Annotated in this window: 19 protein-coding genes; 17 read left to right on the forward strand and 2 right to left on the reverse strand. The window is 65.4% G+C overall.

What is annotated here, in order from left to right; genetic code table 11:
* Positions 1–9: 9 nt before the first annotated feature.
* The 5 genes from GJ700_RS07815 to GJ700_RS07835 all read left to right on the forward strand — a co-directional run bounded on the left by GJ700_RS07815 (position 10) and on the right by GJ700_RS07835 (position 5677).
* A complete protein-coding gene (locus GJ700_RS07815) occupies positions 10–255 on the forward strand; it encodes a hypothetical protein (protein ID WP_195763815.1) in 246 nt (81 codons plus the stop codon).
* Between the two features lie 82 nt (positions 256–337).
* Positions 338–1102, forward strand: coding sequence for a TetR/AcrR family transcriptional regulator (locus GJ700_RS07820; RefSeq protein ID WP_229506872.1), 765 nt, complete (start codon positions 338–340; stop codon positions 1100–1102).
* Between the two features lie 271 nt (positions 1103–1373).
* On the forward strand, positions 1374–2573 hold the full coding sequence (locus tag GJ700_RS07825; RefSeq protein ID WP_229506873.1) for an aromatic ring-hydroxylating oxygenase subunit alpha: 1200 nt from the start codon (positions 1374–1376) through the stop codon (positions 2571–2573).
* A 59-nt stretch (positions 2574–2632) separates the two neighbouring features.
* Positions 2633–2941 carry an NIPSNAP family protein gene (locus tag GJ700_RS07830; RefSeq protein ID WP_154372324.1) on the forward strand — a complete coding sequence of 103 codons (309 nt, stop codon included), beginning with the start codon at positions 2633–2635 and terminating at the stop codon, positions 2939–2941.
* Positions 2942–2959: 18 nt separating this feature from the next.
* Complete coding sequence (locus GJ700_RS07835; RefSeq protein WP_154372327.1) at positions 2960–5677, forward strand: winged helix-turn-helix domain-containing protein; 2718 nt, start codon at positions 2960–2962, stop codon at positions 5675–5677.
* 56 nt (positions 5678–5733) lie between these two features.
* Here the strand turns inward: GJ700_RS07835 and GJ700_RS07840 are convergent, their stop codons facing one another.
* The gene (locus tag GJ700_RS07840; RefSeq protein WP_154372782.1) at positions 5734–6708 is read right to left on the reverse strand and encodes an NAD(P)H-dependent flavin oxidoreductase; all 975 of its coding nucleotides are present in this window, start codon (positions 6706–6708) and stop codon (positions 5734–5736) included.
* A 205-nt stretch (positions 6709–6913) separates the two neighbouring features.
* Here GJ700_RS07840 and GJ700_RS07845 point away from each other — a divergent pair, with 205 nt between their 5' ends.
* The 5 genes from GJ700_RS07845 (at position 6914) to GJ700_RS07865 (ending at position 11516) form a co-directional block, all read left to right on the forward strand.
* Entirely contained in the window at positions 6914–8062 is a 1149-nt protein-coding gene (locus GJ700_RS07845) for an acyl-CoA dehydrogenase family protein (RefSeq protein WP_154372329.1), read from the forward strand.
* Between the two features lie 32 nt (positions 8063–8094).
* The gene (locus GJ700_RS07850) at positions 8095–8901 is read left to right on the forward strand and encodes an enoyl-CoA hydratase-related protein (RefSeq protein ID WP_154372331.1); all 807 of its coding nucleotides are present in this window, start codon (positions 8095–8097) and stop codon (positions 8899–8901) included.
* 22 nt (positions 8902–8923) lie between these two features.
* Positions 8924–9877, forward strand: a complete 954-nt coding sequence (locus tag GJ700_RS07855; RefSeq protein WP_154372333.1) for a phosphotransferase family protein — start codon at positions 8924–8926, stop codon at positions 9875–9877.
* A 62-nt stretch (positions 9878–9939) separates the two neighbouring features.
* Positions 9940–10374 (forward strand): Zn-ribbon domain-containing OB-fold protein, encoded by a 435-nt coding sequence (locus GJ700_RS07860; protein ID WP_229506874.1) that lies wholly within the window; start codon positions 9940–9942, stop codon positions 10372–10374.
* Positions 10371–11516 carry a thiolase family protein gene (locus GJ700_RS07865; protein WP_154372335.1) on the forward strand — a complete coding sequence of 382 codons (1146 nt, stop codon included), beginning with the start codon at positions 10371–10373 and terminating at the stop codon, positions 11514–11516. Before GJ700_RS07860 ends, GJ700_RS07865 begins: the two co-directional genes overlap by 4 nt.
* Before the next feature lie 15 nt (positions 11517–11531).
* Here the strand turns inward: GJ700_RS07865 and GJ700_RS07870 are convergent, their stop codons facing one another.
* Positions 11532–12305: a TetR/AcrR family transcriptional regulator gene (locus GJ700_RS07870; protein WP_195763816.1), complete on the reverse strand. Its 774-nt coding sequence runs from the start codon at positions 12303–12305 to the stop codon at positions 11532–11534.
* A 148-nt stretch (positions 12306–12453) separates the two neighbouring features.
* Between GJ700_RS07870 and fadB the strand changes: the two genes are divergently transcribed.
* From fadB to GJ700_RS07905, 7 genes are all read left to right on the forward strand, one after another.
* On the forward strand, positions 12454–14622 hold the full coding sequence (fadB, locus tag GJ700_RS07875) for a fatty acid oxidation complex subunit alpha FadB (RefSeq protein WP_154372339.1): 2169 nt from the start codon (positions 12454–12456) through the stop codon (positions 14620–14622).
* A 14-nt stretch (positions 14623–14636) separates the two neighbouring features.
* The gene (locus tag GJ700_RS07880; RefSeq protein WP_154372341.1) at positions 14637–15809 is read left to right on the forward strand and encodes an acetyl-CoA C-acetyltransferase; all 1173 of its coding nucleotides are present in this window, start codon (positions 14637–14639) and stop codon (positions 15807–15809) included.
* 13 nt (positions 15810–15822) lie between these two features.
* Positions 15823–16605 carry an SDR family NAD(P)-dependent oxidoreductase gene (locus tag GJ700_RS07885; RefSeq protein WP_154372343.1) on the forward strand — a complete coding sequence of 261 codons (783 nt, stop codon included), beginning with the start codon at positions 15823–15825 and terminating at the stop codon, positions 16603–16605.
* Between the two features lie 334 nt (positions 16606–16939).
* Entirely contained in the window at positions 16940–18589 is a 1650-nt protein-coding gene (locus GJ700_RS07890) for a DUF1302 domain-containing protein (RefSeq protein ID WP_154372345.1), read from the forward strand.
* A gap of 29 nt (positions 18590–18618) precedes the next feature.
* The gene (locus GJ700_RS07895; RefSeq protein WP_154372347.1) at positions 18619–20007 is read left to right on the forward strand and encodes a DUF1329 domain-containing protein; all 1389 of its coding nucleotides are present in this window, start codon (positions 18619–18621) and stop codon (positions 20005–20007) included.
* 72 nt (positions 20008–20079) lie between these two features.
* The gene (locus tag GJ700_RS07900) at positions 20080–21165 is read left to right on the forward strand and encodes a WD40/YVTN/BNR-like repeat-containing protein (RefSeq protein ID WP_154372349.1); all 1086 of its coding nucleotides are present in this window, start codon (positions 20080–20082) and stop codon (positions 21163–21165) included.
* Between the two features lie 24 nt (positions 21166–21189).
* Entirely contained in the window at positions 21190–23694 is a 2505-nt protein-coding gene (locus tag GJ700_RS07905) for an efflux RND transporter permease subunit (protein WP_371867874.1), read from the forward strand.
* The last annotated feature ends 52 nt before the right edge of the window (positions 23695–23746 follow it).

Consider the following 23746-nt stretch of genomic DNA (forward strand, 5'->3'; position numbering starts at 1 on the left):
CGAGACCAAGTGCGGCGCATACGCCTGGTCACCGAATGTGAACTGGACGGTAATTGCAAGGGCTGGGACGGCAGCACCACGTTCCGGTTGTGCAATGGCGAAGTGTGGCAGCAATCGGCGGTCCGGGTCCGGCGCCTGCATCTTGCCAGCCCCGCGGTGCGGATATGGCGCATCGGTGACGCCACGCTGCTGGAATTCGAAGGCGCGCGCGAACTGTTGCCTGTCAAACGGCGGTTCGATCCGGCGGCGGAATGACATGCGCCAAGAAAAAAGCGATCATGGATGTTTTTATTGACCGGTCGTTGCCCTTGGTCCAAGATGCGGGAATGTGTGACTCATGGACCAGGCGACGATGAAAGACGCTGAAACAGTAAAACCGGCCGGGGCGGCCAAATCCGTGGCCAAATCCGTGGCCAAATCCGCAGCCGGGACCAGGAGCAGGGCCAGGGCGGAGTCCTGGCAAGCCGAGAAAAGCCAGATGACGCGCGACGCGATACTCGAGGCCACGGTGCAATGCCTGGTCGAGATCGGCTATGCGCAAACTACGACAGAAAAGATCGCCAGGCAGGCCGGCCTGTCGCGCGGCGCGATGACCCATCATTTCAAGTCGCGCGCGATGGTGTTCAATGCGGCGGCCAAATACATCATCGAAAAACGCGCGGAAGAGTACGAGCGATTGATCGGGGGCATCGTCGTGGCGCCTGGAACCTTGCCTACCGAAAAGCATATGCGCGAGACGATGACAGTTTGCCATCAGTACTATGCTTCCCCAACGTTTGTCGCCCTGCATGAACTGCTGCGCGGCGCCCGCACCGATAAAGGCCTCAAACGCGCGATGACGGCGCTGGAAAAGTCGCTCGACCAGAAAATCTCGGACGCCATGCTCAGGCGCTTTCCCTACCTCGCGGCGGTCGAAGAGACGCGCGAGATGCTGATGGACCTGATCATGTCGTCGATGCAGGGCGTGGCGGTGGACATGGCGCCGCACCTGAAAAAGGGCAAGCGGCTCGAACGCCTGCTCGACTTGCTCGCCGCCATCGCGATGCGCGAGTTTTCCGCAGCCTACGCGGCATCCGATACCGCATCCCTTACCCTCGCGTAGGCAAACGCCTGCCCGTCCCACAGCGCCGGCCTGGCCGGCGTTCGTGTCTCCAATTACAAACAATTCAGAATGTTTGTATTTCAATGCTCCCGCTGCAAGGCCCGCCGGACCGCCGTTGCGAACCGCGCGCCGTGAATAGAATTATCTTGCCGCGCCATTTTGCTTGTGGCATATTCATTTGAAAATTGACACGCGTTGCAAAATTAGCGGCGCGGCCAAGCAAGGTTCCCGCCAGAGGAACCTCCCGCCCAGCCCAACAATGGAGACCAGCATGTTGAACGAAAAAGACGTCCTGACCGACGTGGTCAAGCGCGCCCTGAAGCACGTGGACGCCGGCACCACCGACAGCGCTGACGCGCCGTACCGCCACCCCACGTGGACCTATACCGACCCCGACCTGTTCGAAGAGGAAAAAGTCAAAATTTTCAGGGCAAGTCCGCAAATGGTGGGTTTCAGCTGCGACTTGCCGGGGCCCGGAACGTACGCCACCTTTGACGACCTGGGCGTGCCGGTGTTGCTGGTGCGTGATAACGACGGCAAGGTCAACGCCTACCTGAATGCCTGCTCGCACCGCGGCGCGCGCCTGAAGGAAGGTTGCGGCAAGGCCAATTCCATCAGTTGCCCGTACCATGCGTGGGGCTTCGATTTGAAGGGCAAGCTGCGCACGATTTTCAAGGAAGACAGCTTCGGCTGTGTCGAGAAATCCTATTACGACCTGGTGCGCCTGCCGGTCGAGGAAAAGTATGGCGTGATTTACGTGGGCCTGGACCCCGATATGAAGTTCAGTATCGACGACCACCTGGGCGACCTCGCGCCATACTTTGCCATGTGGAACCTGGGCGACATGAGCTTCGTCAACATGCACGAATTCCACATGGATACCAACTGGAAGCTGGCGCTCGATACCTTCTGTGAAGGCTACCATTTCGGGCCCCTGCACAAGGACAGCGTTGGCGACTACACCATGGGCAACCTGTCGCTGTACGACCGCTTCGGGCCGGAACAGCGCCATCACCGGATGACGTTCGTCCATGTCTCGATTGCCAGCCTGAAGGAAATCCCGCCGGAGCAGTGGACCACGGGGATTTTCGACCACTTCGCCTTTGTCCACTTCATCTATCCGAACATCTCGCTGCTGGTGTCGCCCACCGCGGTGGAATTCTTCCAGCTGTATCCCGGCGCCACGGTCGGTGAACACCTGACACGCTACCGCTGCTACTGGCGCGGCGACCTGAACCGCCCGAACGAGGGGCTCGACCCGCAGTCGCACTTCCAGTTCATCCGCGACGTCGTCGCCAAGGAAGATTACTGGGTCAGCGCCAACGTGCAAAAAAGCCTGAACGCCAACATCAAGCCGTTCAACACGTTCGGCAAGAACGAACCGTCCTTGATCAACATGCACAAGACCTTCCTGCGCGCGGTCGGCAGGACGCCGGCCGAGGCGCCGCTGGAAAAAGTCGGCGCGGACTGAAGCGCCGACACATAGACCCGGCGCCGGGCGCCAACCAATACCACGAGGGAGGGCAGGGTATGAGCATTTTTCTGCAGGCGACACTTGAAATCGACGGCGCCGGTTACCAGCGTTTCATCCAGACCATGGCGGAGTGGGTGCCGATCATCGAATCATCGGGGTGGAAACTGAGCGCCGCTTACATGCATCGCACCGGGCGTCTCAATACCGTGATCGACATCTGGGAACTCGACGACCTGGCCCATATGGACCGCGGCTTCCAGCACCTGATGGCGCATCCGCGTTTCGGGGAATTCAAGCAGGTGCTGGACGCCACCGTCAAAAGCGAGACGTTGGTTATCCTGCAAAAGTTTTCTTACGCGTCCTGACACATGGGCGCCGTGAACATGGGCCTCAGAATGCCCGCAGGACAGGCGCTGTGGCAGGCCAAACTCAATCCACCGTCAGTCAGCGCATCGCAGGTCGAGCGCGCGGCGATCCATGCCCGTGTCGGTGGTGCGCCGGCGGCCCGGCTGGTGCTGGTGCGGGGCCCGGCCGGATTCGGCAAGACCACGGCGATGATCCAGATGCGCCGGAAAATGGAAGACAAGGGCGTCGCCACCGCGTGGCTGACGCTGGACCAGGCCGACAACGACGCTTCCCGCTTCCTGTCCTGCCTTGATACCGCTGTCGCGCACCTGGTGGCAGGCGAGCCGCCGGGCGCGGCGGCGGCCCGCCCGCCAGCGTCGCCGCGCGACGTGGTGCTGCGCCTGGCCGACGCGCTGGCGGATTTCGAGTCGCCGTTTGCGCTGTTTTTCGACGATTTCGAACACGTGCTGGACCGTGTCGTGCTGGGACTGGTGCGTGAAATCCTGCTCCAGCTGCCGCGCAACGGACACATGGTGATTGGCTCGCGCACGCTGCCGGCGCTTGGCCTGGGCCAGTTGCGGGCACGCGGCCAGGTACTCGATATCGATGCGTCGCACCTGCGCTTTTCACTGCCCGAGACCGGGGAATTCCTGCAGCAGCGGCGGCATTTGCCATTGCAGCCCGAGCAGCTGTCGACCTTGCACCAGAAAACCGAGGGCTGGGTTGCCGCGTTGTGGCTGGCGTCGGTCGCGCTGGAGCGGCGCAGCAGTTATGGCGATTTCATCGGGCATTTCTCCGGCTCCAACCAGGCGGTGACCCAGTACCTGGCGGACGACGTGCTGGCCCAGCAACCGCCGGCGCTGCGCGACTTCCTGCTGCGCACCAGCATCCTGCGCTACCTCGACGCACCGTTGTGCGACGCGTTGACCGGCCGCACCGACAGTGCCGCGTTGTTGCGCGAGCTCGACAGCGCCAACCTGTTCCTGACGCCGATCGACGGCGAACAGGCGGCGTACCGCTACCACGGCTTGTTCGCCGATTTCCTGCAAGGCCAGCTGGCCAGCGAACGTCCGGGCCAGGCCGCGCAGCTGCACCTGGCCGCGTCGCGCTGGTTCGCCTCGCAGGGGCGGCCGGTGCCGGCCATCGACCATGCTGTCGCCGCCGGAGATGCGGCGCAGGCGGTATGCCTGCTGGCCCGCCACGCGCAGGCGCTGCTGGCGCAAGGGCGGATCCGCCTGCTGACGCGCTGGTTCGATGCGCTGCCCGAAGCGGCGCTGCATCCCCATCCCGACCTGCAGGCCGTGCGGGCCTGGGCCTTGTGCATGATGCGCGGGCCGGGAGAGGCGCTGGCGCTGCTGGAACGCTACGCATGCGGCCGGCCCGACGGTCCTGGTCCTGCGGTGTCGTTTGTCGCCCTGCGGCCGGTATTGCTGGCGATGATGGACGACTACGAGCAGGCCAGCGCCATCGGCGGCGACGCGCTTGCCGCCGTGCCGGCCGGCGACACCTTCGCCCACACGGTGCTGACCAACGCAATGGCCGATGTCTATTCCGTGCTTGGCCAGTACCAGCAGGCGCGCAAGCTGCTGGGCGCGGCGCGCCTGCGCCAGGGCGAGTCCGGCGCGTTCAACGCGATGTACTCGGAAGCGGTGGAAGGCATTATCGACCTGCATGAAGGACGCATCAGGCAGGCCGGTGCGCGCTTTCGCATGGCCTTGCGGGCCTCGCACCAGGGCAGCTACAGCCAAGCGCATGGCAATGCCTGGGCCGGCGTGCTGCACGCGAATGCCCTGTACGAGGCGGACGATTGCGCGCAGGCCGAACACTTGCTGAACATTTACCTGCCGCTGGCCATCAGTGCCGGCATCCAGGACCACATGATCAGCGCCCACGTGACGCTGTCGCGCATCGCGTTCCAGCGCGGCGACGTGGACCTCGCGTTCCAGACCCTGACGGAACTTGAATACCTCGGGCATTGCCGCAGCCTGCCCCGGCTGGTCGCCGGCGCCCGGCTGGAGCGGGCCCGCGTGTATGTGCTGCAAGGCCATTTCGATGCGGCAGGGGCCGAACTGGAACGGGCCGACGACCGTGCCCTGTGGTTGCGTCTGAAGGGTCTGCGCCTGCTGGCCCACGATATTGAATACCTTGAGTTGGGACGCTTGCGCTGGGAAGTCGCGGCCGGGCGGTACGCGGCGGCGCTGCCACTGCTGGAGCGCGAAATCGCGGCGGCGCAGGACGGCGCGCGCCACCGGCGTGCGCTGGCGTTGTCCCTGTTGCGGGCGGTGGCCCTGTTCCGCAATGGCGACCAGCGCGCCGCCCACGCGGCATTCGGCACGTTGCTGCGCGCGACGTGCAATGAGGGTGCGGTCCACCTGATCCTCGACGAGGGGCCGCAAGCCGGCGCGCTGCTGCGCAGCTACGTCGCGGCCCAGTGCCAGGGCCGGCCGGAGCAGGGCGATCCGCTGTTCGCCGAATATCTACAACGGCTGCTGCAGGGCTTTGGTCCCGCCGCCGAACCCGACGGAGCGGAAGGGGCGGGCGCGCCGGCGGTCAAGCTGGCCGAACCGTTGACGCGCCAGGAATTGCGCGTGCTGGCGCTGCTTGCAGAAGGCTATTCGAACATTGCGATCGGCGAAAAAATGTTCGTGTCGGCCAATACCGTGCGCACCCACCTGCGCGGCATCAACGCCAAGCTGGGCGCCACCAGCCGCACCCAGGCCGTCGCCGTCGCGCGGCGGCTCGGCGTGATCGGCTGAACCTCCGATTCAGCGCCCGGTGCGCCGGCGGCGCATCGGCCTGCGGATTGAAGCGCTTATCGGTCAAACGCCGCCGCGCCCGCTGCCAGCCGCTGGCGGCATTCCGCGACCATGCGCTGGATCAGTTCGTCGCACGTGGGAATGTCGTCGATCAATCCCACCACCTGGCCGGCCCACACCAGGCCGGCCTCCGGTTCGCCCGATTCCAGCGCGGCGCGCCCGCGCTGCCCGGACACCAGCGGCTGCACATCCTGGAATTCACATCCGCCCGGGCGCCGTTCGAGGGCCACGACCTGGTCGGAAATGCTGTTCTTCAACACGCGCCCGGTGTTGTGCAAGGTGCGGAAGATCAGGTTGGTGTCGCGCTCGCCGGCACGCACCAGGGCCTGCTTGATGCCATCGTGGATCGGCGCCTCGCGCGTGGCGCAAAAGCGCGTGCCCATGTTGACGCCCTCGGCTCCCAGCACCAGCGCCGCGGCCAGGCCGCGGCCGTCGGCAATGCCGCCCGAAGCCAGCAGCGGCACTTTGACCTGGCGCGCGGCCGCCGGAAAGAGCACCAGGCCACCGACATCGTCTTCACCGGGATGGCCCGCGCACTCCAGACCGTCGATGGAGATGATATCCACGCCGTGCCGCTCGGCCGACAAGGCGTGCCGTACCGCCGTGCACTTGTGGATCGACATCAGGCCGGCAGCCTTGGCCATGGTAATGAATTCCTTCGGGCTGCTGCCGGCGGTCTCCAGTATTTTCACGCCGCTGTCGATGATGGCCTGCAGATAGGCCTTGTAGGGCGGCGGGTTGGAGGTGGGCAGGATCGTCAGGTTGACGCCGAACGGTGCGCTGGTCAGCGAACGGCAGCGCTCGATTTCGTCGCGCAGCGCCTGTGGCGTGGGCTGGGTCAGCGCGGTCAGGATGCCCAGGCCGCCGGCATTGGACACGGCGGCGGCCAGTTCCGCGCGGCCGATCCACATCATGCCGCCCTGCACGATCGGGTAGTCGATGCCCAGCATGCGGGTCACCCTGGTCCGCATGGCGGGTTGGCGTAACGGTGCGCGGGGCGCTTGGTGATCTGCGGAAGGGTGGTCCATGGCGTTTCCTTGTGGCGTTGAGAGTAAAGGCAAGCGTAGCGGCATGCAGTTCGCGCATCAATCGTCTGAACAGACGAAGTCGCGCCGGCCGTATCTGGATATCATCGGCTTCGATCCTGACCCATTACGTACCCATCAAGCAAACACCATGGCCATTGATTTCCAACCCTGCTGGACCGACACCGAGCTTGAACTGTACCGGGATATGGTGGTGCGCTTCATTGAACAGGAAATGCAGCCCGACGACGGCGCGGCGCGCCATCGCGGCCACGTCGGCCATGCGATCTGGCGCCGCGCGGGAGAAGTCGGCCTGCTTTGTTCCGACATCCCCGAGGCCTGGGGCGGCGGCGGTGGCGATTTCCGCCACGAAGCGGTGCTGTATGAGGAAATGGCGCGCCGCAGCCTGACCGGCATGAGCGTCTCGGTGCACAGCATCGTCGCCCATTACATCCTGAACCACGGCACCGAGGCGCAAAAGGCGCGTTACCTGCCACGCATGGCGCGCGGCGAACTGGTCGGCGCAATCGCCATGACCGAGCCCGGCGCCGGTTCGGACTTGCAGGGCATCCGCACCCGCGCCATCCGCAGCGGCGACGACTACGTCATCAACGGCGCCAAGACATTCATCACCAATGGCTTGCTGGCCGGCCTGGTGCTGGTGGTGGCGCGCACCGCGCCGGAACAGGGTTCGCGCGGCATCTCGATCCTGATCGTTGAAACCGCGGATTGCCGGGGCTACCGGGTTGGCCAGCCGCTGGACAAGATCGGCCTGAAGGCGCAGGACACGTCGGAGCTGTTTTTCGACGACGTGCGGGTGCCGGCCGACAGGCTGCTGGGCGGCGAGGAAGGCAGGGGATTCGCGCAGCTGATGGCGGACTTGCCTTACGAACGCCTGATCATCGCCGTGATGGCGGTCGCGATGATGGAGGGCGCGTACCACGAGACACTTGCCTATGTGCGCGAACGCACGGCATTCGGCAAGCCGGTCGCGGAATTCCAGAACACGCGCTTCAAGCTGGCCGGCATCGCGACCCATGTCAAAGCCGCGCGTACCTTCATCGACCGCTGCGTGCAGGACATGGTGGCCGGAAAGCTCGATACCGTCACCGCGTCGATGGCCAAGGCCTGGGCCACGGACTTGCAGGGCAAGGTGATCGACGAATGCCTGCAACTGTTCGGCGGCTATGGCTATACCAACGATTATGTGATCGGCCGCATGTACGTCGATGCGCGCGTCCAGCGCATCTATGGCGGCACCAATGAAATCATGATGGAAGTGATTGCGCGGGCGCTGTAGGTTTCCCGTGCGTTCCAGAGGAGAAGCAAACCATGTCAGAAGATCCATATGTCATGTTCGAGGTGGACGGTGCGGTGGCCATCGTCACGTTGAACCAGCCGGCCAGGCGCAATCCGCTGTCGCCGAAACAGGCGGCGGAACTGCTCGCGATCCTGGCGCGCGTGCGGGACGACCGCTCGCTGCGTGCGCTGGTGCTGACCGGCGCCGGCAAGTCCTTTTGCGCCGGCGCCAACCTGGACGACATGGCGGCGCACGCGCTGCCGGGCAAGTCGCTGGGAGAGGCGACGTTCGGCACCATGGAGGCCTTGTCGAATCCCGTGATCCTGGCCTTGCAGGAATTGCCGGTGCCGGTGCTGACGGCCTTGAACGGCGGCGCGGTCGGCGGCGGCGCCGGCCTGGCGCTGGCGGCCGACGTGGTGATCGCGGCGCGCTCGGCCTACTTTTACCTGCCGTCGATGCCGCGCCTGGGCCTGGTGCCCGACCTGGGCGCCAGCTGGTTCCTGCGCCAGCAGGTCGGCCGGGCGCGGGCGATGGGCCTGACCTTGCTGGGCGACCGCCTGGACGCCGAACAGGCGGCGCAATGGGGCCTGATCTGGAAGTGCGTCGACGATGCCGACCTGCATGCCGAGGCGCTGGCGCTGGCGCGGCGGCTGGCCGCGCTGCCGGCCCATGCGGCGCTGGAAACGCGGCGCGCCGACCGGGCGGCGGGCAGCGCGTCCCTGGCGCAGCAGCTGGCCTACGAAGCGGCGCGCCAGCGCGAACTGATCGACAGTGAATGCTTCGCCGAAGGTGTGCGCGCGTTTGGCGGCCGGCGCGATCCGGTGTTCCCGGGCCGTTGATGCAACGCCAACCGGACATCGCATGAATACGCCGACGGAGATGGGCGGGAGTCCAGGATTCGCGCCGCAACGGATCGAAGCACACTTGCGTGACATGCTGCCTGGCCTGCGCGGACCGATGCGCATCGCGCCGCTGGGAGGGGATGACGCGTGCTACCGCATCGGTTTCGACGGCCGCTCGCTGCTGCTGCGTATGGCGCCGCTGCCGGTATTGCGGCGCGAATACCGGATCCTTGCGGCGCTGGCGGCCAACGGTGTGCCCGCGCCGAAGACGTTGCTGGTGTGCGACGATCCGCTGGTGGCTGGCGCGCCGTTCCATGTCGCCGCGCTGCCCGGGGGACGGGTGTTTTCCAGCGATGGCTTGCCCGAGCTGGCGCCGGCACAGCGGCGCGGCCTGTATTTCGCGCTGGCCGAAACGCTGGCGCGCCTGCACCGGGTCGACTGGGCCGCGGCCGGCCTGGCCGACTACGCGCGGCCGGGACATTTTTTTGCGCGCGAAGTGGCGTATTGGCGCGACCAGCCCGGTGTGCGGCGACGGCCCGACCTGGCGCGCGTGGCGGACTGGCTGGCGGCGCATGTGCCCGATGATGATGAAAGCGCCATCCTGCATGGCGATGTCCGGCTGGGCAACTTCGTTTTCGATCCGGGCGGCACGCAAGTGCTGGCGCTGTGCGGCTGGCAGCGCGCCGCGCTTGGCCACCCGCTGGCCGATGCCGCACACAGTTGCCTGCCGTGGCAGCTGACCCGGGCAGCGTCGGGCATCCGCGATCTCGACCTGGCGCGGCACGGCATACCGACGCAGGCGGAATACCTGACGCATTACCGGCGTTGCGGCGGCCACGCCGAGGGCGTGACCAACTTCCACCTGGTGTTCGCGCTGTTCCGCGCGGTGCAGGAGCCGCCCGGTGGCGATGCGCGGCATGGCGTTGCGCTGGTGCGCCGCGCGCTCGAACTGATCGACGGCGCCAGCCCTTGACGACGATCACCGGCAAAGCCGCCACATGGCGTTTTTTAAGACTATCGAACAGGAGTGGAACAATGACACACAACATGGTGGCGCCGGGACTGGTCGCCGGCGCGGGCGCGGATGCCAGGCTACTTGGCGGCAAAGGCCGGAGCGACGGCAGGATCGTGTTTCCCATGCCGACCGGGCCGGAAGCGGAACGCTACGAGCAGGTGGAACTCGCCGCCGAGGGCGCCTTGTGGTCGTTCACGGTGCAGCGCTTCGCACCGAAGCGGCCCTATGACGGCCCGTCCGGCGAGGCCGAATTCAAACCCTATGCGGTCGGCTACGTCGAGCTGGCGGGCCAGTTGATCGTCGAAGCCCGCCTCGACACGGAGGACTTCGCAGGCCTGCGCATCGGCATGCCGATGCGCCTGACCCTGCTGCCATACCGGCGCGGCGCGGACGGCGCCGAGGTCCTGACCTATGCTTTCCGCCCTGTTGGCCCCATCCCTGAGGAGAAACCATGAGTAACCATGTACGTGTGATCGGGACCGGCATTCATCCGTTCGGCCGCCACGACGGCAAGACGGGCCTGGACCTGGGCGTGTTTGCCATCCGCGAAGCGCTGGCCGACGCCGGCATCGGCTGGAACGATGTGCAATTCGCCTTTGGCGGCTCGGCCGCCTCCGGCGACGCCGACGCGGTGCTGCCGCGCATGGGGCTGACCGGGGTGCAATTCATTAACGTGGCCAACGGTTGCGCCACTGGCGGTTCGGCGCTGCTGGCCGGCTACTGGGCCATCAAATCGGGCGAATTCGACCTCGGCGTGATCGTCGGCTTCGATAAGCACCCGCGCGGCGCATTCAATGCCGACCCGGCGGCGGCGGGGTTGCCGATGTGGTACGGACAAACCGGCATGATGCTGACCACGCAGTTCTTTGCCATGAAAATCCAGCGCTACATGGCCCTGCATGGCATTTCCGCCGATGCGCTCGGGCTGGTGGCCGAGAAAGCCTATCAGAACGGCGCGCTGGCCCCGCATGCGTGGCGCCGCGAGCCGGTCAGCTTTGACGCCATCATGGGCAGCCAGATGGTGTCGGATCCGTTGACGAAATTCATGTTCTGCTCGCCCGCGGAAGGGGGCGCCGCACTGATCCTGGCGTCGGAACGCAAGGCGCGCGAACTGGGCCTGGACGGCCCGCTATTGCGCGGCGCGGCGGTGCGGACCCGCCTGGCCGGCTCGTTCGAAGTATTCGCGCCCTCGCTGGAAATCGAACGGGCGCCATCTCCGACGCAAATCGCCTCCAAAGCAGCCTACGACATGGCCGGCGTCGATCCGGCGGACATCGATGTCGCGCAAATCCAGGACACGGAATCCGGCGCGGAAATCATGCACATGGCGGAAAACGGCTTCTGCGCCGACGGCGAACAGGAAAAGCTGCTGCGGGAAGGCGCGACCAGACTGGGCGGGCGCTTGCCGGTCAATACCGATGGCGGTTGCCTCGCGTGCGGCGAGCCGATCGGCGCCTCCGGCCTGCGGCAAGTGGTCGAGAACGTGCAGCAACTGCGCGGGCGCGCGGGCAAGCGCCAGGTCGAAGGGGCCCGGCTGGCCTATACGCAGGTGTATGGCGCACCGGGCATGTCGGCCGTCACGATCCTGGAAGCCTGACATGGCTGGCGGCCCTTACTCCACGCCCGCCATATCAGCCATCCCGGCCGCTTCAACCGCCGTGGCCGGCCCGGCGGCGCGGCGCTTGCGCAGCGCCAGTGTGCGCAGGGCGCGCGCCTGCGCTTCGCCGGTGGTCGCGCCGGCCGCCAGCACGAGGAAACCGCGCACCGCTTCATCCGCCATGCGCGCCACGCCGATGTCGCCGATGGCCCATTTGCGCATCACGGAAAATGCCAAGTCGGTCATGTCCCCCTCGATCTGTTCGCGCGACAGGAAGGGGCTGATTTCCCGGCGCTGCTCGAGTTGCAGCAGCCACGGCCGGGAGTTCCCATATGACAATTCCCGCATCATGGTGATGGTGTCCCGGTGTACCGTCGGTGCGAAATACAGGTCCATCACCGCCTTCAGGTAATTGCGCTTGCGCCCGAAATGCATGCACACGCGCGCCAGCCGTTCAATCACACCTTCCATGGTATCGGGCGCGGTCGCGAACTTCATGCGGGAAAGCTGCGTCAGGTAGGTTTCCTGGATTACCAGTCCGACCAAGCGGTCCTTGCTGCCGAACGCGTTGTACAGCGTGCGCTGCGCAACATTGGCGCGCTTGCTCAGCTCGCGCATGCTCAGGCTCTCGATGCCGTTCTCTTCAATGACGCGCCTGGTTTCATCGAGGATGCGCTGGCGCCGCTCCTGCATCAGGGCGCTGTCGTAGACCGGTATCACGCCGGTGGGAGCGGCGACAGCTGGTTTATTGCCGGACTTGCTGCGCGGATTGCGCGGGGTAGTTGCCATGGTTATTGACCTTTTGTGGTACAGGCTGCGCGGTCGGCACGGCACAATTCGTCGCTTCGGACGAAGCCGGAAATCCGCTGCAACCGTAGACTGGTTGTCATGTTGCAGCGGTTCCCATCGGCGTCCATCCATTTTTGAAAAATATAACATGAATCAATATTTGCACCAAGGGCAAACCGTGCAGGCCATGCGGCTGGATAACGGTATTGCCGAGCTGTGTTTCGACCGCGACAGCGAGGCGATCAATAAGCTCGACCGGCTGGCGCTGGCCGAGCTGCGTGCGGCGCTCGCGGCCATCGCCGCGGCGCCCGGCCTGCGTGGCGTGCTGGTCACCAGCGCCAAGGAAGTGTTCATCGCTGGCGCCGACATCACCGAATTCGGCGCGCTGTTCAAGCGCCCGGAAGCCGATATGCTGGCGCACTTCCGCAATGGCAATGACGTGCTGTGCGGCCTGGAACAGTTGGCGGTTCCCGTGGTGGCCGCGATCAACGGCTTCGCGCTGGGCGGCGGGCTGGAACTGGCGCTGTGCTGCGATTACCGCGTGATGGCGGCAAGCGCCCAGGTTGGTTTGCCAGAGGTGGGGCTGGGCCTGTTCCCCGGCCTGGGCGGCACCGTGCGGCTGCCCCGTATCGCCGGCCTGGACGTCGCCATCGAATGGATTGCCGGCGGCAAGCCGAGCCGGGCCGATGCGGCATTGCGTGCCGGCGTGGTCGACCAGGTGGCGGCGCCGGACCAGTTGCGCGCCGCCGCACTGGCACTGCTGGAACATGCGGCCACGCATGCACCGGAGTGGCAGGCAAAACGTGCCGCCCGCCAGGCGCCGATGGCGCTGAGCGCCGCCGCCGCGCGCGAAGTGTTTCAGCAGGCCCGGGCGCGCATAGCCAAAGCCAGCCCGAAACACCAGCCGGCCGCGATGATGGCGCTGGCAGCGATGGAAGACAACTGGCCGCTGGCGCGCGATGCGGCGCTCGACGTGGAAGTGCGCCAGTTCACCCGCGTCGCCAAGACCCAGGCCGCGGCCAGCCTGGTGCAGGCGTTTCTCAGCGAACAGGCGGTCAAGAAACTGTGCCGGGCCCATGCCCGTGCCGACGGCGCGCGCACGGTCAAAGCGGCGGCCGTGCTGGGCGCCGGGATCATGGGCGGCGGCATCGCGTTCGCCAGCGCGCTCAAAGGCGTGCCGGCGCGCATGAAAGATATCGCGCAAGGCCAGCTCGACCTGGGCTGCGGCGAAGCCGACAAGCTGCTGGCGCGCCAGGTCAGGCTGGGCCGGCTGGCCCAGGACAAGGCGGACGCCGTGCGGCGCGGCATCGTGGCGCAGCTCGACTATGCCGGCTTCGGCCAGGTCGACCTGGTAGTCGAGGCGGTGGTGGAAAACATCAAGGTCAAGCATGCCGTGCTGGCCGAGCTGGAGAGCAGGATCGCCGACGACGCCATCATCGCCACCAATACATCGTCACTGCGCATCGACGACCTGGCGGTCCCGTTGGCCCGGCCGCACAACTTCGTCGGCATGCATTTCTTTAATCCGGTGCCGGTGATGCCATTGGTGGAAATCGTCAAAGGTGAAAAGACCAGCATGGCGGCGGTGTCCACCGCGGTCGGCTATGCGGTGGCGATGGGCAAGACGCCGATCGTCGTCAAGGATTGCCCGGGCTTCCTCGTCAACCGCATCCTGATTGCCAACAACCGCGCGTTCAGCCAGCTGGTGGCCGATGGCGCCGACTTTGAACAGGTCGACCGCGCGATGGAGGATTTCGGCTGGCCGATGGGGCCGGCCTACCTGATGGACGTGGTGGGCATGGATACCGGCAGCCATGTCAGCAACGTGATCGCGGCCGGCTATCCGGAGCGCATGACCCGTAGCTGGGACGACGTGCTGGAACTGATGGTCGAACAGAAGCGCTTTGGCCAGAAGACCGGGATCGGCTTTTACCGCTACGAAGCCGATCCTGCCGGCAAGCCAGTCAAGCACCACGCCGCCGACAGCCATGCGCTGATCGCCCGCGTGCAGCCGAACGGCCGGCGCGCATTCACCGACCAGGAAATCGTCGAGCGCCTGATGCTGCCGATGGTGATCGAGGCCGCGATTGCGCTGGAAGAGGGCGTGGTTGCCACCCCGGCGGAACTGGACATGGCGCTGCTGCTCGGTATCGGCTTCCCGCGCCATGCGGGCGGGATATTGAAATATGCCGACTGGCTCGGCATGGAACACGTGCTGGCGCTGAGCGACAAATACGCCCACCTCGGTCCACCGTATGTCGCCACGGCGGGCATGCGCCGGATGGCCGCGCAAGGCACCGGTTTTTACGCAGATTGAAAAGGGGAATCAATATGGCAGAAGCATACATCGTCGCCGCCGCGCGCACCGCCGGCGGCCGGCGCAACGGCAGGCTGTCCGGCTGGCACCCGGTCGACCTGGCGGCGCAAGTCATCAATGCGCTGGTCGACCGCAGCGGCATCGATCCGGCCCGGATCGACGACGTGCTGATGGGCTGCGTGAGCCAGGTCGGCGAACAGTCGACCAACGTGGCGCGCAACGCGGTGCTGGCGTCGAAGCTGCCCGAGAGCGTGCCGGGCACGTCGATCGACCGCCAGTGCGGTTCGTCGCAGCAGGCGCTGCATTTCGCGGCGCAGGCGGTGATGTCGGGCACCATGGATTTCGTGATCGCGTCCGGCGTCGAGAGCATGAGCCGGGTGCCGATGTTTACGCCATCGGATTTGCCGCGCAGCAATGGCATGGGCTATTACATGGGGCCCGAGATCAGCCGGCGCTATCCGCAGGGCGATTTCAGCCAGTTTGTCGGCGTCGAGATGATCGTGCAAAAGTATGGCTATACGCGCGCCGAACTCGATGCTTATGCGTTGCTGAGCCACCAGCGCGCCGAGGCTGCGATCGCGGCCGACGCGTTCAAGGATGAAATCGTGCCGGTCGAGGTGACGCTGGCCGATGGCGCCCGCACGCTGCACACCGTCGACGAAGGGGTGCGCTTTGGCGCCACGCTGGAGGGCATTGGTGGCGTCAAGCTGTTGCGGGAGGCCGGCACGATTTCGGCCGCGAACGCCAGCCAGGTGTGCGACGGCGCCTCCGGCGTGCTGGTGGTGAGCGAACGCGGCCTGAAGGAACTGGGCGTTGCGCCGCTGGCGCGCATCCACCATATGAGCGTGCTGGGGCACGATCCGGTGATCATGCTGGAAGCGCCGATACCGGCCACCCGGCACGCGCTGAAAAAAGCCGGCATGGCGATCGGCCAGATCGACCTGTATGAAGTCAACGAGGCGTTCGCGCCCATCCCGCTGGCGTGGTGCCGCGAGCTGGACGCCGACCCGGCCCGCGTGAATGTCCACGGCGGCGCGATCTCGCTGGGCCATCCGCTGGGCGCATCGGGCACCAAGCTGATGACGACCCTGATCCACGCGTTGCGGCGCCACAACAAGCGCTACGGCCTGCAAACCATGTGCGAAGGCGGCGGCATGGCCAACGTCACGATTATCGAACGCCTGTGAGGCGGGGACTGCGATGAAACTCGATTCCACCATTGCCGCCGTGGTCACCGGCGGCGCCTCCGGCCTGGGCGAAGCCACCGCGCGCGCGCTGGCGGCGCACGGCGCCAGGGTCGCCATCTTCGACCTGGACGCGGTGCGCGGCGAGGCGCTGGCGGGCGAACTGGGCGGCGTGTTTTGCCAGGCCGACGTGCGCTGCGACGAGCAAGTCGATGCGGCTTTCGCGAAAGCGCGCGCGGTCCACGGCCAGGAACGCATCCTGGTCAACTGCGCCGGCACCAGCAGCGTGGCCAAGACCGCCGGCCGGGATAAGGCCAGCGGTGAAGCAAAACACTTTCCGCTGGACGCTTTTGACCGCGTGATCCAGGTCAACCTTGTCGGGACCTTCCGCTGCATCGCCAAGGCCGCGGCCGGGATGCTGTCGCTGGCGCCGATGGCGGACGGCGAACGCGGCGTGGTGGTCAACACCGCGTCGGTGGCGGCCCAGGATGGCCAGGCCGGGCAGGCGGCGTACGCGGCTTCCAAGGCTGCCATCGTGGGCATGACCTTGCCGATCGCGCGCGACCTGATGAACGAGGGTATCCGCGTCAACACCATCATGCCGGGGCTGTTCGATACGCCGCTGCTGAACGGGTTGCCGCAGCACGTGCATGCCGCGCTGAGCGCGTCGGTGCCGTTCCCGAAACGCCTGGGGGCGCCGCCGGAGTACGCCGAACTGGTCGCGCTGATGGTTACCAACGGCTATTTCAACGGCGAGAGCGTGCGGCTGGACGGCGCGATTCGCATGGCGGCGCGCTAGAAATTGATGCGCGTATCAAAATTGATTGACACACTGCCGCCGTTCAAGCGAGGATGAGGCATGTTGATAACAGGCGGAAAATAGCCTGGCGCCTGTGTTGCGGCGCAATATTGGCGGTCTTTTCCGGTTGCCGGCTGCTTTTCTCGGGGAGATGAAATACGTACGCGATTAAATAAAAACATGTGTGTTTGTATTTTTGACGAAAAACAGAAAACAAGAAAAATGTGGCGACGCCGCCAATCGCAGAGAGGCGGCCGCTACCAACCTGGAGGAGACAAGAATGAAATATGGGCGCGAAAAGGCATTGGGTCGCAGGGCAACGGGCCGCGGTTCAATGCGTCATAAAGTGGCGGCGGGTTTTGCCGTGGCGTTGGCGGCGGTTTCCGGCCAGGCAACCGCCGGCAAGATCGATACCGGCAATCCCGACGGCGAACTGCGCTGGGATAACACGGTCAAGTACAACGCCGGCTGGCGCATGCAGCAACGCGACAACGCGATCGGCGACGCCTGGGGCTACCAGGCCGGCGATTATAAATTCGACAAAGGTGACATGGTGACCAACCGCGTCGACCTGTTCACCGAGATCGATTACGTCTACAAGAGCCACTACGGTTTCCGCGTATCCGGCGCGGCCTGGTACGACGCCGCTTACGACAGCGACGTACGGGGCAACCCGGCCTTTGCCGGCCCGCTGGCCGGCACCGCCTACCCGAACAACAAGTTCACCCCGTTCGCGCGGCGCTACAACACGCATTCGGGCGAATTGCTGGACGCTTTCGTGTTCGGCCGCGTCGACCTGGGCGACATGCCGCTCAGTGTGAAGGCCGGGCGCCACACCGTGTACTGGGGCGAATCGCTGTTTACGCCGATCCACGGCGTGTCGTTTGCACAAAGCCCGGCCGACTTCCGCAAGGCCCTGAATACGCCCGGCATCGAAGTCAAGGAATTGTTCCTGCCGCTGAGCCAGGTCTCGGCGCACCTGCAAGTGAGCGACAGCGTCTCGGTCGCGGCCCAGTACATGCTGGAGTGGAAACCGTTCCGCTTGCCGGACGGGGGGACTTACCTGTCGCAGGGCGACATCATCGGCAACGGCGGCACCAGCTTCCTGGGTATTCCCGTGAGCGGCAACCTGCGCACCGGCCGCGACGCGGTGCCGAAAAACAGCGGCAACTGGGGCGTCATGATGAAGGCGGCGCCCGACTGGCTGGAAGGCACGGTGGGCCTGTACTACCGTCAGTTCGACGACAAGGTGCCGGCCGTGCTGTCGCCGGGCGGCACCTTCAGCGAACTGCATAACGCGTACGCCAAGGACGTCAAGCTGGTCGGCGTGAGCCTGGCCAAATCGGTGGCCGGTGTCTCGATCGGCGCCGAACTGGTGCACCGCCGGAACACCGCGCTGGCCACCTATTTCGGCGCCGCCGACATCGCGCGCGGCGATACCTGGCACGCGCTGGTGAACGCCCTGGCCTATGTCGGTCAGACGCCCGTCTTCGATTCCGCCACCGTGCTGGCCGAATTGACCTATAGCCGGCTGGACAAGCTCTACAGCGGCAGCGCGGCCAACTACAACGGCGTCGACTACGCGCACTGCAAGCTGGGCGAGGCCGGCTACGGCGCCTACAAGCGCATCGACGGCTGCTCGACCAAGGATGCGCTGGGCCTGTCGCTGGCCTTCACGCCGACCTGGTTCCAGGCCTTGCCGAGCGTCGACCTGAGCTTGCCGATGAGCTACAGCGTCGGCCTGGCGGGCAATTCCCCGGTGCCGGCAGGCGGCAACAAGGGCAGCGGTTCGTGGAGTATCGGGCTGGGCGCCGATTACCAGGCCAAGTACCGCATCAACCTCGCCTATAACGCGTACTTCGGCGATTTCGGCACCAACACCAGCTTCCTGGGCACCCGGGCAATCAATGGCGCCACCAACGCCGGCAACGGCACGCTCAAGGACCGCGGCTGGCTGTCCTTGACGCTCAAGACCTCATTCTAAGAATCCAAGAATCGACAGGAGACATCAACATGTTCGACAAGATCAAAATCATGACCGCTCTCGCCGGGATCGCCGGACTTGCCGGGTTGGCCATGTCCGGTGCGGCCCTGGCCAGCGCCGAGGAAGACGCCGCCAAACTGGGCACCACGCTCACGCCATGGGGCGCGGAAAAGGAAGGCAACAAGGACGGCACCATCCCCGCGTACACGGGGCCGATCAAGCCGCCCGCCAGCTATGACCCGAAAAAGCCGGGCGTGCGGCCCGACCCGTTCGCCGGTGAAAAACCCCTGTTCTCCATCGACGCGAGAAACGTCGACAAGTACGCGGACAAGGTCAGCGAAGGCAACAAGGCCATGATGAAGAAATATCCGACCTACCGCATGGATATCTACCCGAGCCACCGCACGGTGAACTATCCGAAGTACGTGCTGGACAACACGAAGAAAAATGTCGGCCAGTGCAAGACCGTGGCCGACGGCCTGCAAGTGGAAAACTGCTATGCCGGCTTCCCGTTCCCGTTTCCGAAGACCGGCAGTGAAGTGATGTGGAACCGGCTGTGGAAGTTCGACGCCTACATGATGGAATCGGCGGGCATGACGGGCACCGTCGTCGATACCCAGGGCAACCGTACCGTCACCGGCGTTGGCAAGATGTGGATCGATTATCCGATCTACAACCCGGCCAAGACCACTCCAGTCGCCCTCAACGAGACTTATGGACGGATCCGCATCGATTACACCGACCCTGCGCGCAAGGCCGGCGAGAAGCTGATCGTGCTCGACGGCGTCGACATGGTCGGCGTGGGCCGCAAGGCGTTTTCGTATTTACCCGGCCAGCGCCGCGTCAAGCTGGCGCCGGACATCGCCTACGATACGCCCAGCCCGACCGGCGGTGGCGCCGGCACGGTCGACGAGGCCGCGGTCTGGTACGGTTCGCTGGACCGCTACAACTTCAAGCTGATCGGCAAGAAGGAAATGTACATTCCGTACAACGCCTACAAGATCCGCGATCCGCAGCAATGCCCGAGTTCGGTGGCGATGAAGACCAAGAACCACCTGAATCCGGATTGCATGCGCTGGGAACTGCACCGCGTCTGGGTGGTCGAGGCCACGCTCAAGCCCGGCAAGCGCAATGTGTACGCCAAGCGCACGCTGTACTGGGACGAAGACATGCCGGGCATCGGCATCTCCGACAACTACGATTCCACCGGCCAGATCTACCGCACCACGCACTCGCTGCCGATCTCGCTGTATGAAACGCAGGGCCATTCCACCGACGAATGGGTGACCTACGACCTGGCGACCGGCAACTACGCGCGCCAGGAAGATGTCACCGACACCGGCGGCTGGATCGTCACTCCGCCCAAGCCATCGTCCTTCTTCACGCCGGAGGCGCTGGCCGGCGAAGGCGTGCGCTGACGCCCGGAGCGCGAACCCCGGCCGGGGCCACCCGTTCCCGGCCGGTATCGAGTCAATCTTGCAGGAGTCGCCATGCGCTTTGTTCAGTCATTTATTTTTCGCGGCCTGGCCTGTGCGCTTCAGGCCATCGTGCTGGCCGTTGCGCCGGCTGCGCCATCCGCCGCCGCGCCGGCCTTCCAGCCGCCGCAAGACCAGGGCGCGATGCCCAGCCGCCTGGCCGCCACCAGTCCCATCCTGGCGCTGGCCAGGGCCGGCAGCCGCATCGTCGGGGTCGGCCTGCGTGGCCATATCGTGATCTCGGACGACGGCGGCCGCCAGTGGACGCAGGCCGCGTCGCCGGTCAGCAGCGACTTGCTGGCGGTGTCCTTCCCCACGGCCAGGCTGGGCTGGGCGGTTGGCCACGGCGGCGTCGTGCTGCACAGCGCCGATGGCGGCGCCACCTGGACCTGCCAGCTCGATGGCCGCGAGGCCTCGGCCCTGGCGATACGCCACTACCAGGCGCAACTGGACGCAGGCAACAACGTCGGGCAGTTCCTCAAGCGCGAGCAAAGCCTGGCCGTCGACGGCACGCAACCCTTCCTCGACGTGTACTTCGACAGCGCCACCAGCGGCTACGTGGTCGGCACCTTCAACCGGTTGTTCCGCACGCAGGATGGCGGCAAGACCTGGACGCCATGGATGGAACGCAGCGACAACCCCGATGAATTGCATTTCTATGCGATACGCGGCGGCGCCCATGGCCTCTACCTGGCGGGCGAGCAGGGCATGGTGTGGCGGCTCGATGCCGCGTCCCAGCGCTTCGTCGCCATGCGCACGCCGTACAAGGGCACGCTGTTCGGCGTGGTCAGCACCGGGCCGGGCGGCCTGCTGGTATTCGGCATGCGCGGCAGCCTGCTGCGCACGGAAGACGAGGGCAAGACCTGGCAAACGCTTTCCACCGGCACCCCGGCCGGCATCACGTCGGGCGCGGTGTTGCAGGATGGCGCCATCGTGCTGGTCAACCAGGCCGGCGGCATCGATCTCAGCCGCGATAACGGCAAATCGTTCACCACGTACAAGAGTGCGCGGCCGATGTCGTATTTTGGCGTCGCCGCGCTGGGCGGCAACCAGATCGCCCTGGCGGGTTCCGAAGGCGTGCGCCTGGAATCCGTCAAGTAATTGAAAAAGTCACGGGAAGACAACATGACAGACTTAGATAAGCTGCAAGGCAAGCTGCAAGCCATGGAAGTGGTTTCAGATCCGGCGGCGTTCAACAATGCGTCGGGCAATCTGCTCGAGCGCCTGATCTTCAACCATCGCCGCCTGCTGATCGCCGCCTGCCTGGTCCTCACGGCACTGTTCGCGTTCCAGCTGCGCGGCCTGGTGGTAAGCGCCAGTTTCGACAAGATGCTGCCGCACGGCCATGCCTACATCAAGAACTACGTGGAAAACCGCGACCAGCTGCGCGGCCTCGGCGACGCGGTGCGGGTGGTGATTGAAAATCCACGGGGCGACATCTTCGACCCGGAATACCTCGCCACGCTGGCAAAAATCAACGATGAGATTTTCATCCTGCCGGGTGTCGACCGCTCGTGGATGAAATCGATTTTTACGCCGGTGGTGCGCTGGGTCGAGGTGACGGAGGAGGGCTTTACGGGCGGCCCGGTGTTGCCCAACGATTATGACGGCAGTGCGAAGTCCATCAATGACTTGCGCATCAACATCGCACGCGCCGGTGTGGTCGGCAGCCTGGTCGCCAACGACTACAAGTCCAGCATGATCGTGATCCCGCTGCTGGCCGCCGATGCGCAGGGCAAGCCGGTCGACTACCACCAATTGTCGATGGCGCTGGAAAAAATCCGCGCGCAATATGGCAGCGGGCCGCAGCCCCGGGTCAAGGTCTATGTCATCGGCTTCGCCAAGCTGGCCGGCGACCTGATCGAAGGCTTGCGCAAGGTGATGTTTTTCTTCCTTGCCGCCGCCGCCATCGCCACCCTGATCATCTATTTATTCACGCGCTGCCTGCGCAGCACCACGCTGGTGGTGGCCTGCTCGATTGTCGCTGTGATCTGGCAACTCGGCATCGTCGTCATGCTGGGCTACGGGCTCGATCCGTTTTCGATGCTGGTGCCGTTCCTGGTGTTCGCCATTGGCGTCAGCCACGGCGCGCAAAAAATGAACGGCATCATGCAGGACATCGGGCGCGGCACGCACAAATGGGTGGCGGCGCGGTATACCTTCCGCCGCCTGTTTTTGGCCGGTATCACGGCGCTGCTGGCCGATGCCGTCGGTTTCGCGGTACTGATGGTGATCGACATCCCCGTGATCCGCGAGCTGGCGCTGACCGCCAGCCTCGGTGTGGCGGTGCTGATCGGCACCAACCTGATCCTGCTGCCGGTGCTGCTGTCGTATGTCGGCGTCAGCCCGCGGGCCGCGCAACGCAGCCTGCGCGAAGAGCAGGACGGCGCCCGGGGCTTCGGCCAGGCGTGGGCGCTGCTGGTGCGGTTCACCGAACGGCGTTGGGCCGCCGGCGCGATCGGCCTGGCGGTGTTGCTGGGCGGCGTCGGCTACCTGCACAGTGAAAAGTTGCAGGTCGGCGACCTCGATAGCGGCGCATCGGAATTGCGGCCCGATTCGCGCTACAACCTCGATAACGCCTTCATTACCGCCCACTACGGCATTTCCAGCGACGTCTTCGCCGTGATGGTGAAAACCCCGCCGGACCAGTGCCGCTCCTTTGAAACGCTGACCGAAGCCGACCGGCTGAGCTGGACCCTGGCGCAGGTGCCCGGCGTGCAGCGCACCGTGTCGCTGGCCGATACCGTGCGCGCCTACACGTCGGGCGGCATGGAAGGCAACCCGAAATGGATGACGGTCAGCGACAACCAGGCCCTGATCGATCCGCAGATTAACAATGCGCTGAACTGGAATTCGGAATTCATCAATGCGCAGTGCTCGCTGCTGCCGGTATTGGCGTTCCTGTCCGACCACAAGGCGGAAACCCTGGACCGGGTGGTGCAGGCGGCGCGCACCTTTGCCGCCGGCCACGATACCAAGGACCGCCAGTTCCTGCTGGCGGCCGGCAGCGCCGGCGTCGACGCGGCCACCAACATCGTGGTCAGGGAGGCCAACCGCACCATGCTGTTCTACGTGTATGGCGCGGTGATCCTGCTGTGCGCGGTGACCTTTCGCAACTGGCGCGCGGTGGTCGTCGCCGTGCTGCCGCTGGTGCTGACGTCGATCCTGGCTGAAGCGTTGATGGTGCAGCTGGGGATCGGCGTCAAGGTGGCGACCCTGCCGGTGGTGGCGCTGGGCGTCGGCATTGGCGTCGACTACGCGCTCTACCTGCTGAGCGTACAACTGACCTTGCAGCGCCAGGGGTTGCCGCTGGCGCTGGCCTACCAGCGCGCGGTGGCGTTTACCGGCAAGGTGGTGGGGCTGGTCGGCGTGACCCTGGCGGCCGGTGTGGTTACCTGGGCCTGGTCGCCAATCAAGTTCCAGGCCGACATGGGCATCCTGCTGACCTTCATGTTCGTCTGGAACATGCTGGGCGCGCTGATCCTGATTCCCGCGCTGTCGCATTTCCTGCTGCGCGGGGTTCGGCCGCAGACCGAACCGGCGGCCGAACCTGGCGCGGCATCGATTTCCGCACCGGCTACAGATTCGGCTACGGATTCGCCCGCCCAGGCGATGGCGCACGGACGATGATGTCATGCCCGGTTCCGCCGGGCCAACCTTTCAATTAAAAACAAACATGTTT

It is taken from the genome of Pseudoduganella rivuli, assembly GCF_009674485.1.
GTDB classification, from domain to species: domain Bacteria; phylum Pseudomonadota; class Gammaproteobacteria; order Burkholderiales; family Burkholderiaceae_D; genus Rugamonas; species Rugamonas rivuli_B.

Excerpts from the sequence above, each read along its gene's own strand:
- GJ700_RS07825 (WP_229506873.1), top strand. The coding sequence starts at position 1,374 with ATGTTGAACGAAAAAGACGTCCTGACCGACGTGGTCAAGCGCGCCCTG.
- GJ700_RS07820 (WP_229506872.1), top strand. The coding sequence starts at position 338 with ATGGACCAGGCGACGATGAAAGACGCTGAAACAGTAAAACCGGCCGGG.
- GJ700_RS07900 (WP_154372349.1), top strand. The coding sequence starts at position 20,080 with ATGCGCTTTGTTCAGTCATTTATTTTTCGCGGCCTGGCCTGTGCGCTT.
- GJ700_RS07880 (WP_154372341.1), top strand. The coding sequence starts at position 14,637 with ATGGCAGAAGCATACATCGTCGCCGCCGCGCGCACCGCCGGCGGCCGG.
- GJ700_RS07835 (WP_154372327.1), top strand. The coding sequence starts at position 2,960 with ATGGGCCTCAGAATGCCCGCAGGACAGGCGCTGTGGCAGGCCAAACTC.
- GJ700_RS07890 (WP_154372345.1), top strand. The coding sequence starts at position 16,940 with ATGCGTCATAAAGTGGCGGCGGGTTTTGCCGTGGCGTTGGCGGCGGTT.
- GJ700_RS07850 (WP_154372331.1), top strand. The coding sequence starts at position 8,095 with ATGTCAGAAGATCCATATGTCATGTTCGAGGTGGACGGTGCGGTGGCC.
- GJ700_RS07870 (WP_195763816.1), bottom strand. The coding sequence starts at position 12,305 with ATGGCAACTACCCCGCGCAATCCGCGCAGCAAGTCCGGCAATAAACCA.
- GJ700_RS07905 (WP_371867874.1), top strand. The coding sequence starts at position 21,190 with ATGACAGACTTAGATAAGCTGCAAGGCAAGCTGCAAGCCATGGAAGTG.
- fadB (WP_154372339.1), top strand. The coding sequence starts at position 12,454 with ATGAATCAATATTTGCACCAAGGGCAAACCGTGCAGGCCATGCGGCTG.
- GJ700_RS07885 (WP_154372343.1), top strand. The coding sequence starts at position 15,823 with ATGAAACTCGATTCCACCATTGCCGCCGTGGTCACCGGCGGCGCCTCC.
- GJ700_RS07855 (WP_154372333.1), top strand. The coding sequence starts at position 8,924 with ATGAATACGCCGACGGAGATGGGCGGGAGTCCAGGATTCGCGCCGCAA.
- GJ700_RS07830 (WP_154372324.1), top strand. The coding sequence starts at position 2,633 with ATGAGCATTTTTCTGCAGGCGACACTTGAAATCGACGGCGCCGGTTAC.
- GJ700_RS07895 (WP_154372347.1), top strand. The coding sequence starts at position 18,619 with ATGTTCGACAAGATCAAAATCATGACCGCTCTCGCCGGGATCGCCGGA.
- GJ700_RS07840 (WP_154372782.1), bottom strand. The coding sequence starts at position 6,708 with ATGCGGACCAGGGTGACCCGCATGCTGGGCATCGACTACCCGATCGTG.
- GJ700_RS07865 (WP_154372335.1), top strand. The coding sequence starts at position 10,371 with ATGAGTAACCATGTACGTGTGATCGGGACCGGCATTCATCCGTTCGGC.
- GJ700_RS07845 (WP_154372329.1), top strand. The coding sequence starts at position 6,914 with ATGGCCATTGATTTCCAACCCTGCTGGACCGACACCGAGCTTGAACTG.
- GJ700_RS07860 (WP_229506874.1), top strand. The coding sequence starts at position 9,940 with ATGACACACAACATGGTGGCGCCGGGACTGGTCGCCGGCGCGGGCGCG.